Source organism: Salibacterium sp. K-3, from assembly GCF_054052005.1.
Map to the genome: position 1 here is coordinate 950,531 of NZ_JBSVZE010000001.1, position 16,492 is coordinate 967,022.

The 16,492-nt window shown below is 49.9% G+C and carries 19 protein-coding genes; 13 read left to right on the forward strand and 6 right to left on the reverse strand.

The window, feature by feature from the left end; translation table 11 throughout:
- Nucleotides 1–34 precede the first annotated feature (34 nt).
- From ACW9JV_RS04490 to ACW9JV_RS04510, 5 genes are all read left to right on the forward strand, one after another.
- On the forward strand, nucleotides 35–829 hold the full coding sequence (locus ACW9JV_RS04490) for a thymidylate synthase (protein ID WP_457331777.1): 795 nt from the start codon (nucleotides 35–37) through the stop codon (nucleotides 827–829).
- Nucleotides 826–1,317 (forward strand): dihydrofolate reductase, encoded by a 492-nt coding sequence (locus tag ACW9JV_RS04495; RefSeq protein ID WP_457331779.1) that lies wholly within the window; start codon nucleotides 826–828, stop codon nucleotides 1,315–1,317. Before ACW9JV_RS04490 ends, ACW9JV_RS04495 begins: the two co-directional genes overlap by 4 nt.
- A 64-nt stretch (nucleotides 1,318–1,381) precedes the next feature.
- A complete protein-coding gene (yunB, locus tag ACW9JV_RS04500; protein ID WP_457331781.1) occupies nucleotides 1,382–2,224 on the forward strand; it encodes a sporulation protein YunB in 843 nt (280 codons plus the stop codon).
- A gap of 150 nt (nucleotides 2,225–2,374) precedes the next feature.
- Entirely contained in the window at nucleotides 2,375–3,895 is a 1,521-nt protein-coding gene (locus tag ACW9JV_RS04505) for a sodium-dependent transporter (RefSeq protein ID WP_457331783.1), read from the forward strand.
- Nucleotides 3,896–3,900: 5 nt separating this feature from the next.
- Nucleotides 3,901–4,008, forward strand: coding sequence for a methionine/alanine import family NSS transporter small subunit (locus ACW9JV_RS04510; protein ID WP_457331785.1), 108 nt, complete (start codon nucleotides 3,901–3,903; stop codon nucleotides 4,006–4,008).
- A 304-nt stretch (nucleotides 4,009–4,312) separates the two neighbouring features.
- On the opposite strand, the gene ACW9JV_RS04515 is transcribed toward ACW9JV_RS04510, so the two are convergent.
- A complete protein-coding gene (locus ACW9JV_RS04515) occupies nucleotides 4,313–5,302 on the reverse strand; it encodes a M23 family metallopeptidase (RefSeq protein ID WP_457331788.1) in 990 nt (329 codons plus the stop codon).
- 186 nt (nucleotides 5,303–5,488) lie between these two features.
- On the opposite strand from ACW9JV_RS04515, the gene lipA reads away from it, so the two are divergent.
- Nucleotides 5,489–6,394, forward strand: a complete 906-nt coding sequence (gene lipA, locus ACW9JV_RS04520) for a lipoyl synthase (protein WP_457331790.1) — start codon at nucleotides 5,489–5,491, stop codon at nucleotides 6,392–6,394.
- Here lipA and ACW9JV_RS04525 read toward each other — a convergent pair whose 3' ends face one another.
- On the reverse strand, nucleotides 6,395–7,006 hold the full coding sequence (locus tag ACW9JV_RS04525) for a YhcN/YlaJ family sporulation lipoprotein (protein ID WP_457331792.1): 612 nt from the start codon (nucleotides 7,004–7,006) through the stop codon (nucleotides 6,395–6,397).
- A gap of 141 nt (nucleotides 7,007–7,147) precedes the next feature.
- On the opposite strand from ACW9JV_RS04525, the gene ACW9JV_RS04530 reads away from it, so the two are divergent.
- Nucleotides 7,148–7,441, forward strand: coding sequence for a YutD family protein (locus ACW9JV_RS04530; protein WP_457334571.1), 294 nt, complete (start codon nucleotides 7,148–7,150; stop codon nucleotides 7,439–7,441).
- Between the two features lie 41 nt (nucleotides 7,442–7,482).
- Here ACW9JV_RS04530 and ACW9JV_RS04535 read toward each other — a convergent pair whose 3' ends face one another.
- Both ACW9JV_RS04535 and glpX read right to left on the reverse strand, forming a co-directional pair.
- On the reverse strand, nucleotides 7,483–7,764 hold the full coding sequence (locus ACW9JV_RS04535; protein WP_457331794.1) for a hypothetical protein: 282 nt from the start codon (nucleotides 7,762–7,764) through the stop codon (nucleotides 7,483–7,485).
- A gap of 91 nt (nucleotides 7,765–7,855) precedes the next feature.
- A complete protein-coding gene (gene glpX / locus ACW9JV_RS04540; RefSeq protein ID WP_457331796.1) occupies nucleotides 7,856–8,830 on the reverse strand; it encodes a class II fructose-bisphosphatase in 975 nt (324 codons plus the stop codon).
- A gap of 151 nt (nucleotides 8,831–8,981) precedes the next feature.
- Between glpX and hepT the strand changes: the two genes are divergently transcribed.
- The 6 genes from hepT (at nucleotide 8,982) to thrB (ending at nucleotide 14,723) form a co-directional block, all read left to right on the forward strand.
- Nucleotides 8,982–9,437 (forward strand): type VII toxin-antitoxin system HepT family RNase toxin, encoded by a 456-nt coding sequence (gene hepT / locus ACW9JV_RS04545; protein ID WP_457331798.1) that lies wholly within the window; start codon nucleotides 8,982–8,984, stop codon nucleotides 9,435–9,437.
- The gene (locus ACW9JV_RS04550) at nucleotides 9,434–10,213 is read left to right on the forward strand and encodes a TIGR01457 family HAD-type hydrolase (protein ID WP_457331800.1); all 780 of its coding nucleotides are present in this window, start codon (nucleotides 9,434–9,436) and stop codon (nucleotides 10,211–10,213) included. The genes hepT and ACW9JV_RS04550 overlap by 4 nt, the downstream gene beginning before the upstream one ends.
- A gap of 68 nt (nucleotides 10,214–10,281) precedes the next feature.
- A complete protein-coding gene (locus ACW9JV_RS04555) occupies nucleotides 10,282–11,322 on the forward strand; it encodes a hypothetical protein (RefSeq protein ID WP_457331802.1) in 1,041 nt (346 codons plus the stop codon).
- Between the two features lie 107 nt (nucleotides 11,323–11,429).
- Complete coding sequence (locus ACW9JV_RS04560) at nucleotides 11,430–12,737, forward strand: homoserine dehydrogenase (protein WP_457331804.1); 1,308 nt, start codon at nucleotides 11,430–11,432, stop codon at nucleotides 12,735–12,737.
- Entirely contained in the window at nucleotides 12,734–13,804 is a 1,071-nt protein-coding gene (gene thrC, locus ACW9JV_RS04565) for a threonine synthase (RefSeq protein WP_457331806.1), read from the forward strand. Before ACW9JV_RS04560 ends, thrC begins: the two co-directional genes overlap by 4 nt.
- A complete protein-coding gene (gene thrB / locus ACW9JV_RS04570) occupies nucleotides 13,794–14,723 on the forward strand; it encodes a homoserine kinase (protein WP_457331808.1) in 930 nt (309 codons plus the stop codon). The genes thrC and thrB overlap by 11 nt, the downstream gene beginning before the upstream one ends.
- 66 nt (nucleotides 14,724–14,789) lie before the next feature.
- On the opposite strand, the gene ACW9JV_RS04575 is transcribed toward thrB, so the two are convergent.
- Together ACW9JV_RS04575 and ACW9JV_RS04580 are read right to left on the reverse strand one after the other, a co-directional pair.
- Nucleotides 14,790–15,032 carry a NifU family protein gene (locus ACW9JV_RS04575; RefSeq protein ID WP_457331811.1) on the reverse strand — a complete coding sequence of 81 codons (243 nt, stop codon included), beginning with the start codon at nucleotides 15,030–15,032 and terminating at the stop codon, nucleotides 14,790–14,792.
- Nucleotides 15,033–15,143: 111 nt separating this feature from the next.
- Nucleotides 15,144–16,214, reverse strand: a complete 1,071-nt coding sequence (locus ACW9JV_RS04580) for an NAD(P)/FAD-dependent oxidoreductase (RefSeq protein ID WP_457334573.1) — start codon at nucleotides 16,212–16,214, stop codon at nucleotides 15,144–15,146.
- Nucleotides 16,215–16,492 lie beyond the last annotated feature (278 nt).

Below are 16,492 nucleotides of genomic sequence, written 5' to 3' on the forward strand. Positions count from 1 at the left end.
AGGATCTACTATATTTGGGAAAGGCGGAAGAGGTATGGAACAGTATTTAACGTTGTGCCGGCATATACTTGATCACGGCATTCAGAAGGAAGACCGCACCGGGACCGGCACCATCAGCACATTCGGGTGGCAGATGCGTTTTAATCTGGACGAGGGTTTTCCGGTCGTGACGACAAAAAAACTTCATCTTCGTTCGATTATTCATGAATTGCTCTGGTTTTTAAAGGGCGATACGAACAACCGGTATCTGGAAGAAAACAATGTCCGTATCTGGAAACCCTGGGCCGGAGAAGACGGTGAACTTGGGCCGATTTACGGGAAACAGTGGCGTTCGTGGGAAGGGGCGGACGGAAAAACGGTGGACCAGATTTCGCAGGTCATCGAACAGATTCGGACCAACCCGGATTCCCGGCGTCTGATTGTGAGTGCATGGAACGCAGCTGAAATTGAGGACATGGCTCTTGCCCCGTGCCACTGCCTGTTCCAGTTTTACGTTCATGACGGAAAGCTGTCCTGCCAGCTCTACCAGCGTAGTGCCGATATGTTTCTCGGTGTACCGTTCAACATTGCGTCCTATGCGCTGCTGACGAAAATGATCGCGCAGGTATGCGGACTAGAAGCTTATGAGTTCATTCATACGTTCGGCGATGCTCACATTTATCTTAACCATGTGGACCAGGTGAAACAGCAGCTCGGGCGGACACCGCGTCCGCTGCCGGAAATGAAGATCAATCCGGAAGTAGATTCCATCTTTGATTTTACCATTGATGACTTTGAGCTGCAGGGCTATGATCCTCATCCTCACATAAAAGGAGAGGTGTCGATATGATCAGTTTTGTCGCTGCGATGGATGAAAAACGGTTAATCGGCGCTGATGGCTCAATGCCGTGGCATCTTCCAAACGACTTGAAGCATTTCAAGCAGGTCACTTATGGTTCCCCGGTTATTATGGGCCGCAGAACATACGAATCGATAGGAAAAGCCCTTCCCGGAAGAAAAAATGTGGTATTAACCTCTGATACATCTTATGAAGCCCCGGGTTGTGACATCCTTCATTCACTGAAAGAGCTGCAGGTTCTCGCAGAAAAGAATCCGGAGGAAGAATTATTTGTCATTGGCGGAGAGGGTGTATTTGAGCAGACGCTTCCATTGGCATCCAGAATGTATCTCACCATTATTCATGAGCATTTCAGAGGTGATACGTATTTCCCCGCATGGGACGAGCACGAGTGGCGCGTCGTGGAGGAAAAAGAGGGAGCCGTCGAAGAGAAAAACAGGTATCCCCACACCTTTTTGACCCTCGAAAGAAAACGATAAATCATGGGCTGAACCTGTCTTTTTTTGCATATACATGAAGCAGGCAAAGGAGGACGGGACATCCATGAAAAAACGGGGACGATTTTTCAAGATATCACGGCAGCCAGGAGGACCGCTCCCTTTCCGCTATGTATTTCTTATTTCCTTTGTGCTGTTTGCGTTGTTTACAGTGCAGGGCTTGTGGCTTGTTGAAAAGGGAATTCGGCCGACCTTAATGGCAATTGCTCATACAGAAACGCAGAAACTGGCCACACAGGCCATCAATGATGCGATTTCCAATAAAATTGTGGAGAACATTGACGTAGAAGATATTATTGAAATGGAGCATGATGACCAGGGGAATGTAAGCTCCATTAATATTAACTCGAAAATGTATAACCGGGTTCAGTCGGAATCAGTACTGCGGGTGCAGCGGTATCTGCAGATGGTGGAGGAAGGAAACATCCAGGATCTCGGGCTGCCGCAGGAAGTGGAACAGGAACTGGAGACCGAACGATTTACCGATGAGGGGATTATTCATGTCATCCCTCTGGGGCAGGCTACCAACAATGCACTGCTGGCCCAGCTCGGACCGCGTGTGCCGGTTCGTTTCAGCGCCATTGGTGATGTGAAGGCCTCGATGAGCGAATCGATCATTGAGTCGGGAATCAACAATACGTATGTACAGGTATCGATTGATATTGAAGTGGACGTACGGATAGTCATCCCATTTGCCACAGAAACGGCTGTTGTAGCGACTTCCATACCGGTCGGCATGGTGTTCGTATCAGGAGAAGTACCCGAGTTTTACAACGCGGGTGACGGCGATATGCCTGCCCCTGCTGTGATTCAGGAAGAGGATCTCGATAATCCCGGAAACGGTGAAGAAACAGAAGAGCCGGACCTCGAAGAACAGTCGTCAGAATAAGGAATACTATTTTTGACAAATATCATAGAAAAAATTACAATAATACAATGAATTATCAGACAATAGTTGAAGAGGAGGGCAGAGACAGTTTCTTCGGATTAATTTTCTGAATGATGGATTTTTCATAACATATTGGAAGGAGATATAGTCATGAGTATGAGAGAGCAGTGGGGAACACGTGCCGGCTTCATTCTGGCAGCTGTCGGTTCCGCCGTGGGACTCGGAAACATATGGCGTTTTCCGGCGACAGCGTTTGAAAATGGCGGCGGCGCCTTTTTTATCCCTTATTTGTTTGCCCTGCTTACGGCCGGTATTCCGCTATTGATTATGGAATTTACAATAGGTCATAAATACCGCGGATCCGCGCCGTTAAGTTATGCAAGAATCAATCCGAAATCCGAATGGATCGGCTGGTGGATGGTGTTAGTTTCGTTTGTTATTTCAACATACTATTCCGTCATCATCGGCTGGGCCGTTTCGTACAGCATTTTCTCGTTTAACCTGCACTGGGGGGAAGATACCGAAACATTCCTGTTTGAAAACTTCCTGCAGGCCGCAGAAGCAGGTCAGTTCGGAGGTCTTGTCCCGGGAATACTTATTCCGTTGATTATCGTCTGGGCGGTAACACTGGGAGTTATTTTCCGCGGAGTGAAAAAGGGTATTGAAATGGCAAGCAGGATTTTTATTCCGACGCTCTGCATTATTTTTATCATTATTGTTATCCGGGCGGTCACGCTTCCAGGCGCTGCCCAGGGACTGCAGGCATTCTTTGAACCCGACTTCAGTGCGATCATGTCCGGCGATGTCTGGGTGGCGGCTTACGGCCAGATTTTCTTCAGTTTGTCGATCGCTTTTGCGATTATGATCACGTATTCGAGTTATCTGCCGAAGACATCGGATATTACGAACAATGCCTTTATTACCGGGTTCAGCAACTCGAGTTTTGAACTGCTCGCGGGAATCGGTATTTTCGGAGCGCTCGGCTTTATGGCCTCCCAGGCCGGGACATCGGTGGAAGAAGTGGCAAGTGATGGAATCGGTCTGGCTTTTGTGGTTATTCCACAGATCATCAATCAGTTCCCGGCATTAAGCTGGCTGTTCGGCTTTCTGTTCTTCGCCTCCCTTGTTCTGGCAGGACTGTCGTCGTTAATTTCGATTACGGAAACGTACGTCAAAGCACTGTCGGAGAAATTTAATATTTCCCGCGGAAAAGCCGTTATGTTCGGCGGCGGCGCAGCTGCCTTGATTTCCCTCGTTTATGCAACACGGGGCGGCCTTTACTTTCTTGATGCGGCGGATTATTTCATCAACCAGTTTGGTGTAGCCATGCTTGGTCTGGTGGAAGTTATTGCCATTGCCTGGTTTATGCGGAAACTCGGCATGTTCCAGGACCACGCCAACGGTATTTCCGATATCCGGGTCGGCGGCTGGTGGAAAGTGTGTCTCGGCGTCATTACTCCGATTGTGCTCGGGTATATGATGTTCGACCTGTTCCGTCAGAATCTGCTGAAGCAGTTTGATACCGGCAATGGAAACTATGAAGGCTATCCGGATTCCTTTATTCTGACGAATGGGTGGTCAGTAGCTGCCGGTGCCCTGATTATAGGCATCCTTCTGGCCCTCTTCCGCTGGAAGTATAATCCGGAAACCGAAGCGGATAAGGAGGCGTGATAGCGATGACAGGCGGCGCTGTATTTATGATGATTCTCGGTATGGTGATTATCTGGGGCGGTCTGATTGCAAGCATTCTATATGCACGCAAAATGGCCAAACAACGGAAATAAAAAAGGGGCCTGAGACAAAAGGTCTACCAAGTGGATCTTCAGCCCGTCCTCGCCCCATTGGAGTCTCCGTGGCCGGCCTCCGCTGAGAAAAAAAGAATAGTAATATGGATATGTTAAACCTTAAAACGGTAATCCAGCGGAGTCAAAATAGGTCGTCTCCTGCGGGAAAAGCACGAGTCTCGAGACCCCGCGTAAAGCGACCTATTTTGACGCAGCGGCACTTCAAAACAAAAATCCGAACGATTTTTTCCATAAATCGTTCGGATTTTTTGTCTCTGATAATGTTTTGTCCCAAGCTCTTTTTTTAATCAGCGGCTTTTTTCTTTTCCTGTTTTTCCCATGATTTCAGGGAAGGATAGGGGTCAAACGACCATTCGCTGTACCCGTTGTCGCGGTACATGCCGTAATGCAGGTGCGGGGGGAATTTTCCTTCAGTCCCGGGCTTGCCGTACCCGGAACTGCCGACATAACCTATCGTTTCCCCGGGAGCAACGATATCTCCTTTTTCGATACCTTCTTCATAACTGCTTAAATGACCGTAGTAATGGTACGTATTCGAGAGATCCCGGATGCCGAGACGCCATCCCCCGTATTTGTTCCAGCCTTTTAATTCCACGACCCCGTAGGCCGTTGCCCGCACCGGTGTACTGTGATCGGCGAAGATATCCGTTCCTTCATGGATGCGGCGTCCCCCCCAGCCGCGGGAATCGCCCCAGGTACTGTTATAACTGTAATTATAGCCCAGAGGTACGGGGAAAGCATGATCATCAAGATCGAGTGTCCCGTATCGGCGGTAAATCCGTGCATGATTTGTAATGATATTAACCGCCTGATCTCTTTTATAATAATCCCATAATGCCTGCCGGATGTTGTTGTCATCATATCCATACCCGGACAGGCGGTCCGCGAAAGTGTACAGCACATCCGCATCTTCGGAAAGTGAAGCGGTACCGTTGCCATTGCCGTCCAGCCCGGCGCCGTCAAACATGGAAACGGCGACCGGATCGTCGGCATCCCATTCCGGATTGAGCGGTCCGCTCCATTCTTTAGGAGAAAAATAAATATTGATGACTCCCTTCGCTTCTTCCCGGTCATTTCTGGCACGGCGGATGCCTTTCTCATAGGCATCGGCTCCAGCCAGCCAGTACCACGGAACGTGGGTCACGGCTTCCATTTTTTTATACAGCGCCATACGTTCGGCATAAATATCCTCTGCCGTTTCATTTTCAGCCAGTGCAGTGCCGGGTACTGCAGCCAGTATGATGAATAATGAAATCAGGATGCATTTTTTCATTTTAAACCATTCTTTCTTCGTGTATTTTCTGGTTTTAGTGTGTGAAACATGAAGATTTTCATTATCGCCAAGTATTGGAAGAAAAAAAGAAATTTGGCGCCGGCATGCCGGACATGTTAAAGTAAAAGGGATAAAGTCGTTATATGTAAGTTCTTCCTATCGAAACGAAAAGCAGGAGTGATGAGATTGGCTAAAACGGAAGAGTATCTCCGCAAACCGGAATGGCTCAAAATAAAATTAAATACCAATGAATCCTATAAAGGCCTGAAGAAGATGATGCGGGAAAAAAACCTGCATACCGTCTGTGAAGAGGCAAAATGCCCGAATATCCACGAGTGCTGGGGGGAACGGAAGACAGCAACCTTTATGATACTCGGGGATGTCTGCACACGGGGCTGCCGTTTCTGCGCGGTGAAAACCGGCCTGCCGAACGAACTCGACTGGGGCGAACCGGAACGGGTCGCTGAATCTGTTGAACAGATGGGGCTGCGCCACGTTGTAATCACCGCTGTAGCAAGAGACGACCTGAAAGACGGAGGTTCCGCTGTATTCGCCGAAACCGTACGGGCGATCCGCCGCCGTAACCCGTCGACAACCATCGAAGTACTCCCGTCTGATATGATGGGACGTCCGGAAAATCTCGAAACGTTAATGGAAGCGCGCCCGAATATCCTGAATCATAATGTGGAAACGGTGCGCCGCCTGACTCCGAAAGTAAGAGCCAGAGCTACATATGAACGCACTCTGACGTTTCTGCAGCAGTCTAAGGAACTGCACCCCGATATTCCGACAAAATCAAGCCTGATGGTCGGACTCGGTGAGACAACAGAAGAGGTCATTGAAACGATGGATGATCTCCGCGCCCATGATGTTAATATTCTGACGATCGGACAGTATCTGCAGCCAACGAAGAAGCATCTGAAAGTACAGCGTTATTATTCTCCTGAAGAATTCGCTGAACTGAAGGAGATTGCGATGGAAAAAGGATTCAGCCACTGCGAAGCAGGCCCGCTCGTCCGCTCGTCCTATCATGCGGATGAACAGGTAAACGAAGCGCAGGTACTCGAAGAAGCCGATAAATACCGCGCATAATTACGAAAAAGGCCGCTGCTCCTGTATGGAGGCGGCCTTTTCTTTCGGTGTGACTGGCTGTTCGGTATAATCGAGCATGGTGTCGATGGTGCTCCGCAGCGCCTGACGCCCTTCGCCGGCCCGGGCATCCATCCCTTTATAAGCCTGCAGGTCATCGATCATGGCCGGGTTATCCGTGACGACCGTAACGTAAAAATAAGGGACGGCAGCTTCCAGCATCATTTTAACATGTTTGGCTGCACGCTCCTGTTCCTCCGTGCCTGCTTCAAATGCAGCCAGGGCGTATTCGTTGGTAATGAGGACACCGGCTTTGTTTACGTCCGGAGACCGCACGAGTAATGTACTGAGACCTTCTGCCAGACGCTGCCGGTTAATGAGATCATGCATGGATAGGTCGTCCTCCTGATCTGCATCTGTACTGCCGCTGCGTTTGAAGCCGTAGTAATTACCCGCGCGGCGGCCTTCAGGAGCATCATCTTTATTGTCCGATATATAATCCAGGGCATGGTCCGGCCCGTATTCAGCAGCCAGATCTTCTTTGTCCATGCTGGTAAACCCGCTGCATCCCTGCAGAAAAAAGAATATGATGACAAAGACAGCCGTTTTTTTCACAGGATGTTTCCTCCTCTCTCTTTCCTGTCTTGTTTTTAGTATGGCTGATATTCAGGCAAAGAAAGATGGGAATTAGCGGTAATATGCGGACAAAGCGTGATATGCTACAATGAACAGGACGAATGAAGCGAGGTGTTAATTGTGATTCAGGTTCACGGCCGGAACTATGAATTGGTGGAAGAATCACGCAACGGCTGGGATGAACAGGTCTTTAAAGATCGTTACAGTGATGTGTTAAATAAATACGATTACATTGTCGGTGACTGGGGCCATAATCAACTGCGGCTCCGCGGTTTTTTTGAAGACTCCCGGAAAAAAGTGTCATACGATTCAAAAATCAGCACACTCCACGATTACCTGCTGGAATTCTGCAATTTTGGATGCGCATATTTTGTCCTGAAACAGGTAAAAGAAGAAGAACAGGAGAGTGAATAAAAGGAGGAGCTGCCCGTGTGTGTATGGGCCTGCTCCTCCTTTTATTTTTTCTTCTGCGTCTCGGAATGTACGGGATGGCTGTTCTTGTAATGCCGTGGATTGTCGTTATGGAGGTTTCTGTTTTCATACGTGAACGCGCTCACGGCATGCTGTCCTTTTTTCCATGGTGTACTTTTGCCTGGTTTTTTCTCTATCGGGGACCCGTAAGGACCTTCCGGAAACGTTTCTGGAAGTACCGTGTCCCTGGCTTCTTCTACATTGTCAAAATCCTTGTATTGTGCGGATTCATGCCGTTCACGGTTTTTTTCGTACCGATTTGTCATGTAGTTTCCCTCCCTTGTTAGTAAAATACCCGGAAGGACGCCCGGGTATAAGAGGGAATATCTGCTTTCACCTCAACAGCCGGTTATGGTATCAATCGTCTTCCATAACGAGATGGGGTTTATGTTCGAGATGATGGTGTGCTTTAATATAACGTACCGTTCTCGTTTTGGCACGCATCACGATGGAATCCGTCTCGGTCCAGCCTCCGCCGAGAAAACGAACGCCTTCCAGCAGTTCTCCGGACGATACCCCGGTGGCCGCAAAAATGGCGTCGTCGCCTTTTACGAGATCCTGAAGTTCAAGGGGCTCATCAATATTGTCAATGCCCATGTCGCGGCAGCGCTGTAATTCCTGATCATTGCGCGGTGCAAGCCTTGCCTGCATGTCCCCTCCCAGCGCCTTGATGGCGGCAGCGGAAATAACACCTTCGGGAGCGCCTCCGGTCCCGACAAATAAATCAATGCCTGTCTGCGGAAGGGCGGTGGCGATGGAGGCGCCGACATCCCCGTCTCCGAATAATTTCACCCTCGCCCCTTTCGCCCGGACACGGTCAATCAGTTGCTGGTGACGGTCCCGGTCCTGGATAATGACCGTCAGATCACGAACCCTTTTATTAGTCATTTTGGCAGTGATTTCAATCGTTTTTTCAATGGGATCATCAATTCTTATTAAACCGGCGGCTTTAGGGCTTACGACGATCTTTTCCATATACATATCCGGCGCGTGAAGAAGGGTGCCCCGGTCTGCAGCAGCAATAACTGCCATCGCGTTGGCTCTCCCACCGGCAACGATATTGGTCCCCTCCAGCGGATCGACGGCAATATCAACTTCCGGCCCTTCACCACTGCCGACTTCTTCACCGATATAAAGCATCGGAGCCTCATCTTTTTCGCCCTCTCCGATCACAACGGTACCGTTGCAGCTGACAGAATCAAACATGTTCCGCATCGCGGTGGTGGCTGCATCGTCAGCCTCGATTTTCTCGCCCCGCCCGAACCACTGGGCGGAAGCAATCCCCGCTGCTTCTGTTACCCGGACAATTTCAAGCGCTAATTCTCTATCCACAGTATGTCCTCCTCGATCCATGTTCATTAAGAATAAATCCGTCATTATCCTACCACAAAAGAAAGGCCTTTGGATAATTTCTTTCATGGAAAAACGGGGAAGGACATGTGGTATAATACGACGAGAACATGTCAGAAGGGAAGGTGCCGGCTTGTATTTTGTTGACCGGAAAAAAATAGAAGAAATTTTGACGTATATGGAGACATTGACTGAAGCATTTAAAACTCTGGAAAAAGTGGACTCCCGGATGGAGAAGCTGGCAGTCGAAAGAATGGCACAGGGATGGGTGGAAGCGGTAACCGATACAGGAAACCAGCTGATTGACGGATTTGTAATGAGAGACCCGGGCAGCTATGAAGACATTATTGATATTCTCGAGGATGAAAAGGTGGTTCCCGCGGAAGAAGCCGAAGGTCTGAAAGCCATCATCGGATTCCGCCGTACGCTTCTGCAGGATTACTATACCATTGATGTGCAGAAACTGTATGACACCTTATCCCGGCATCTGAAAGCTCTCGAACATTTTCCCGGACGCGTCCGTGGTTTTCTTGAAGCTGAACCAGGAACGGTTTCAGCGTTTCTGCCGGAGGAGGAGCACGGTCAATGAACAGGCTGCGTACTTCGTATAAGGCGTACCTTCTCGATCTGGATGGAACGATCTATAAGGGAACGGAACCCATTCCGGAGGCTGTGGACTTCGTGCAAAAGCTGCATGATCTGGGAATTCCTTATTTATTTGTGACGAACAATTCCACAGCTTCCCCCGGGGCAGTGGCCGAAAAACTGCAGCAGATGGGTGTACCGTGCAGAGAAGAACAGGTATTGACGACAAGCATGGCGGCAGTATCCTACATAACCTCCCGCAAGTCCCGGCCGAGCGCTTATGTGATTGGGGAATCGGGTCTTAAAGAAGCTGTCCGGACAGCCGGTATTATCGAAAAAGAAGAAGGACCGGATTATGTTGTTATCGGCATGGACCGGAATGTCACATACGACAAATTAGCCGCAGCGTGTCTGGCGGTCCGAAATGGGGCTGTCTTCATCAGCACCAATGCCGATAAAGCACTGCCTTCGGAACGTGGATTTCTTCCCGGAAACGGCGCCTTAACCTCAGTCATTACTGTTGCCTCCGGCGTGGAACCTGTATTCATCGGCAAACCGGAACGTACGATGGTGGATCAGGCACAGGAGATACTCGGTGTGGCGCAGGAAGATCTTCTTCTGGTCGGAGACAACTATGAAACCGACATAACTGCCGGCATCCGGGCCGGTATCGATACACTTCATGTCGGGACCGGTGTGACACCGGCGCATGAGCTTTCTTCTAAATCCATTCCACCGTCCCATTATGTATCAAGTCTTGCAGATTGGCCGCTTGCATAACCAATGGGGATGACCTGCTTTGTTCCTTCATACAATCCTTAAAAAAGGGAGCTTGGGGGAATAAAAGCATGAAGCGGGTGATTTCGTATCAGTACGGTCTGGAGATGACAGATGCTTTCCGGATTGGTTCTTTGGAGGGCTTTTATACAGAGGGCGGCATGTATCTGTTTGCTCCGCATCCGGGAGAGCCTGCGGCTCCACGCCTGCAGCAGCAGAAATGGGCTGACTGGTTCCGGGAGCAGGGGCATCCTGCCGTCGCACGTCCGGTTATTCCGCGTGTTTCGGAAGTGTCTGGCGTTGTCGGGCGGCAGCAGCAGGATCTGTTCCAGCTCGTGGAAGAAAGGGAGACCCGGGATACGGCGCTTCCTCCCGGCGCTGCCCTTGCGGAATTTCATCGAATAGGGCGCAGTCTTGTTCCAGGCCAGCCGGCTTCCTTCTTTTCAGACCGCTGGGCACAATGGTGGGAGCAAAGGCTCGGCCAGCTTGAGACGTGGTACCATAAAGTGGAAAAACGAACGGTCCATTCAGAAGCGGAAGAGTGGCTGCTGCAGACATTTCCTTATTACATGGGAAAATCGGAAAATGCGCTGCAGTGGATGCAGTATGTTCGGGAAACAGGTTTCGAAAACGAACAGGGCACGGTTGTTCATTACTGTTTCACTCCTTCTTCCTGGGTGGTTCCGTTTCCAGGAGCAGTGTCAAATAAGCTGCCGGCGGACTGGATGCTGGACCATCCATCGAGAGATATTGCGGAGTGGATTCGAAACATCTGTGAAGAGGATGTTTCGTTTTCCGTGATCCGCCGGTTTCTTTCCGATTATGAATCCCGTACCGGTTTATCTTCGGTTGGGCGTAAGCTGATTGCAGGACGCCTTCTTTTCCCTTATTATTATATGGAGCAGATGGAGAAGGTGCTGCTTTTTGAAGAGACAGATCAGATGGATATCCTGCTTCAACGTTTATATGATATGTGGGGACAGGAAGAATACTGGATGGAACTGATGCGTTATTTAAAATGGTTATATCCGAAAGACCTGCAGGAGATGCCCGGCTGGATAACGTCCGGTCGTTCTTTTTCTTCCGCCGGGAGGTCAGCATGGCACTTGTAAAATAACGCAAAACCTTATATAATGTCCATTATAAAAAGACATTTGTTTTTCTCGTGAAAACAATACAATGAAGAGAGAAATAGATTGAATCAGCAGGAGGAGAGAGTATGGCACAAGGAGCCCCCGTGGGTATATTGGGTCTTGGTACCGTGGGAAGCGGTGTGATTCATCTATTAAAGGAACACCGCCGGGAACTGACGCATCAGACCGGATGTGATATCACGGCAAAGAAAATACTGGTAAGAGACGCCTCGAAGCAGCGTGATTTAGACATTGAAAATCTGACATTGACGGAAAATGCCGCTGAAATTCTGGAAGATGAAGAGATCAGTGTCATCATTGAAGTTATGGGAGGGATTGAAGAATCAAGGAACTACATTCTTCAGTCTCTGCGCAGCGGTAAACATGTTATTACCGCCAATAAAGATGTAATGGCTCTGCACGGAACGGAACTGCTTCAGGAGGCGGAGAATAATGGATGCCAGCTCCTGTATGAAGCAAGTGTTGCCGGCGGCATTCCGGTGATACGGGGAATGACGGAAGGCCTGGCAGCCGATAGAATTTCCCGGATCATGGGGATCATGAACGGGACCACGAACTACATTCTGACGAAGATGCTTCAGGATGAGCGGGACTACGAGGAAGTGCTGGCAGAAGCACAGGAACTCGGTTTTGCCGAAAGTGACCCTACCGCTGATGTAGACGGCCTTGACGCTGCGAGAAAAACAGCGATTTTGGCCAGGCTTGGCTTTTCCATGAACGTGGAGCTCGACGACGTGGAAGTGAAAGGGATCCGGTCGGTAACGACAGAAGATATGGAATACTGTTCCCAGCTCGGTTATACACTGAAGCTTATCGGGCTCGCCAAAAGAGTGGAAGACCGGGTTGAATTAACCGTCCAGCCGATGCTTATCCCGGATAATCATCCGCTCGCCTCGGTACAGGATGAATACAATGCTGTCTATATTCACGGGGAGGCTGTCGGGGAAACGATGTTTTACGGACCCGGGGCAGGATCGCTCCCCACAGCGACCGCAATCGTATCGGATCTGACTGCGGTCGTGAAAAACATGATGCTCGGCGCCGGCGGAACGACCATTTCACGTCCCCTGCATACAAAAGCTCTTCAGAACCATGAGGAAGTCGAGTCGAAATATTTTATCCGGCTTCATGTAAAAGATCAGACCGGTACCTTTGATGACCTGTCTTCCCTCTTCAAAAGTGAAGATGTCGGATTTGACAAGCTGCAGCAGTGGCCGCTGGAAGAGGAAGGCGATCCGAAATCCGAAGTGGTCATTATTACCCATTTGACGAACCGGGCCGCTTATGAACGAATTTATCACGAACTGGAGAATATGGACGTTGTGCTGGATGTTAAAAGCAGCTACCGCGTAGAGGGAGGACAAGTCTCATGAGCAGCTGGAACGGTTTGCTTCATGCCTATGAAGAACTGCTGCCGTTAACGGAACACACACCAAAACTGACACTGAATGAAGGGAACACCCCGTTAATCGGTTTGGAAAACCTGTCTGAAGAGTGGGGAGCCGAGATTTATGTGAAGACCGAGGGAGTCAATCCCACCGGTTCCTTTAAAGACCGCGGCATGGTGATGGCTGCAGCCAAAGCCAAAGAAGAGGGGAGCAAAGCTGTTATCTGTGCATCCACCGGTAACACATCGGCTTCTGCCGCCGCCTATGCTGCAAGAGCCGGCCTCCGCTGCATCGTTGTTATACCGGAAGGCAAAATTGCGCTTGGGAAACTGGCACAGGCCGTTATGTACGGGGCGGAAGTCTTCGAAATACAGGGTAATTTCGACCACGCTCTCGAGATTGTCCGTTCAATCAGCGAAAAAGAAAACATCACCCTCGTAAACTCTGTCAATCCTTACCGGATCGAAGGGCAGAAGACCTCCGCCTTTGAGATTTGCGATGCACTGGGAGATGCTCCTGATGTTTTAGCCATCCCGGTCGGCAATGCCGGCAATATTACCGCGTACTGGAAAGGCTTCAAGGAATATCATGAGAAGAAAGGAACCGCTCTTCCTGAGATGCGTGGGTTTGAAGCGGAAGGTGCGGCAGCGATTGTGCAGAACCGTGTCATTGACGATCCGGACACGGTGGCAACCGCCATCCGCATCGGTAACCCGGCCAGCTGGTCCAAAGCGGTCGAAGCGGCGGAAGAATCAAAGGGAGCCATCCATGATGTCACCGATGATGAAATACTGGAGGCTTATCAGCTGCTGGCACAGAAAGAAGGCATTTTTGCCGAACCTGCTTCCTGCGCTTCCATTGCAGGGTTGAAAAAACAACTGGAAAGCGGCGATATTGCCAAAGGGTCGAAGGTCGTCTGCGTTCTGACCGGAAACGGCCTGAAAGATCCAAATACTGCCATTGATACCGTTACAGTGAAACCGACCGTCATCCCCAACAGCGAAGAAGCCTTTCTGGAAAAGATAAAAGGAGGTGCCGCGAGTGGAAGATGAGAAGCTGGTCATTACCGTGCCGGCGAGTTCTGCAAACCTCGGACCGGGATTTGATTCCATCGGTCTGGCGGTAAACCGCTATTTAACACTCGAAGCAGAACCGGCTTCAGAATGGCATTTCTCCTCTGATTCTCCGGAACTGCAGGGTATCCCGCCGGGAAAAGAAAACTTCATCTACGTTGTAGCAGAAGAACTTGCTCGTCAGCTTGGGATGGATCTGCCGCCGTGCCGGGTAAAAATGACCAGTGATATTCCGCTTGCGCGCGGGCTGGGAAGCAGCGCGGCGGCTATCATTGCCGCTGTGGAACTGGCGGATCAGCTGACAGGCACGTCCCTGTCCAGGAAAGAGAAAATGAGATTTGCAAGTCTCTGGGAAGGTCATCCGGATAATGTCGGCCCCTGCCTTTACGGCGGGCTGATTGTAGGTACTCATTCTCAGGATGCAACGGATATGGTGCACTGCGATGTGCCGGATCTCGACCTCGTCATGGCGGTTCCGGCTGCAGAATTAATGACGAAAAAAGCGCGGGGGATCCTGCCTGAACAGGTTGAATACCATCACGCGGTCCGCGGCAGTTCTGTCAGTAACGTTCTGATTGCGGCACTGCTGAAAGGCGAATGGGAACTGGCAGGAAAAATGATGGGCCAGGATGTGTTCCACCATCCTTACCGGGCAAAACTGGTTCCCGGATTGGTGGACATCATGGACAATGTTAAAGATTACGGGGCCTATGGTGCCGCTTTGAGCGGCGCAGGACCAACCGTTATGTGTCTCGTTCCCCGTGGAAACGGAGAATCTGTGCGCAGGCAGCTGCAGCTGGATTTCCCGAATTTCGATGTTCAGACAGCAAAGCCTGATGCATTCGGCTCGAGTATTCGATACGTGAATATAAAAGAAAACAGTACGATGAGTATGTAGCAGACACATCCTGCTAAAAAATGGAGTCCGGGGCACTGCCCCGGACTCCATTTTTTATTTTGTATTTTAAAAAACCTGTTCCAGTTCGACTACGCCGGGAACTTCTTCGAGCAGTGCACGCTCGATGCCGGCTTTCAGTGTAATGGTGGAGGATGGGCAGGAGCCGCATGCTCCCATGAGCCGAACTTTCACAATACCGTCTTCAACATCCACTAATTCAACGTCTCCGCCGTCGCGAAGCAGGAACGGACGGAGTTTTTCAAGAACTTCATTTACCTGGGCGTACATACCTTCCGTCGTCTGCGGCATGATGTAATCTCTCCTTTCGTGTACCTTTACCAATCTCAAGGCTTATTACACATTTTACTATGAAACACCGGTGCGTGGCAACCAGAATGGAATGACTGAACCTGCGGGTGTTTATACACCGGAGTGGTGTTTGTACATCCATAATACACCGCTTTTCAAGAGGCGTGCAACCCGGCCGGTCAGCGCAGTATCTCCCATTACCCCAAAGCCGTGTTTTTTCCCGAGGGACCCGAGAACCCCTTTCAGCTTGATGGGAGGCAGCCGGTTCGGGAGTTCTTCTCCTTTCCAGCGCTTTTTCAGCACGGAAGCAATCTGTTCAGCCTGCCCTTCGGCAAGCTGGGCGCTAGGGGCGTGAGGGAGGCTGGCGCAGTCGCCGACAACAAATATATTTTCATCTTCGGGCAGGTGATGATGGTTGGTCAGTATGACACGACCGTTATCATCTTTTTCTACATCCAGGTCGCGGACGACTTTACTTGGCTGGATGCCGGCTGTCCATATAATGGCATCGGAAGGCATAAACTCATTATGATTGTAAAGACCGTCCGGATTGACCTGGGTAATATCGGAATTACTGATCACATCCACGTTATGTTTTTCGAACCAGTTCTGCACATAATTACTGAGCCGTTTCGGGAACATCGGGAGAATGGTATCTCCCCGGTCAAACAAACGAATGTATACATCATCGCGGCTTTCCCTGAGTTCGCTGGACAGTTCAACGCCGCTCAGCCCTGCTCCGACAACCGACACCACGGAATTAGGAGGGAGGTTGTTTAATGCTTCACAGGTACGTCTGGTTTTTTCCATGCTTTGAATGCTGTACGTATGAACATCCGCCCCGGGAACCCCGTGGTACTTGTCTTCGCAGCCAAGCCCGATGATAAGATAGTCATAGGAGACCGGCTCTTCTCCGTGCATATGGATCAGGTGGTTGTCCTTGTCGATGCTCTCCACGGTGCCAAAGTGGAGAGACAACCGTTCTTCTTTCGGAAACGGAACACGAACTTCCTGGTCGGATTCTGTCCCGGCGGCGAGAGCATAGTATTCGGTCTTCATACAATGATACGGCAGCTTATCGATCAGAACGAGGTCCACGTCGTCGGGAAGTTCGTTTGGAAGCAGTTTCTGAAGAATCCGCATTCCTCCGTAACCACCGCCTACTACAACTAATTTTTTCATCATGCGATGTCCCCTTTGCGTTAAGATACTGTGAAGGCTTGTATGCAGCAGTGACATTAACTCGTCCAGAAAGGCATCTCTTGATTCTTCCCTGCATACGGCCAAGGTATAATAAAAATGACTGTTAATCACAGAAGCCCAGGTCTCCAGAGAAATATCAGGTATGATATCCTGTCTGTCGATCCCTTCTTCCAATAGTTTTTCCCATTTTTCCAGAACATAAGAATCTGTTTCCAGAAGACGCATCCAAGCACGCTTCGTCATTTCTCTGTTCCCTT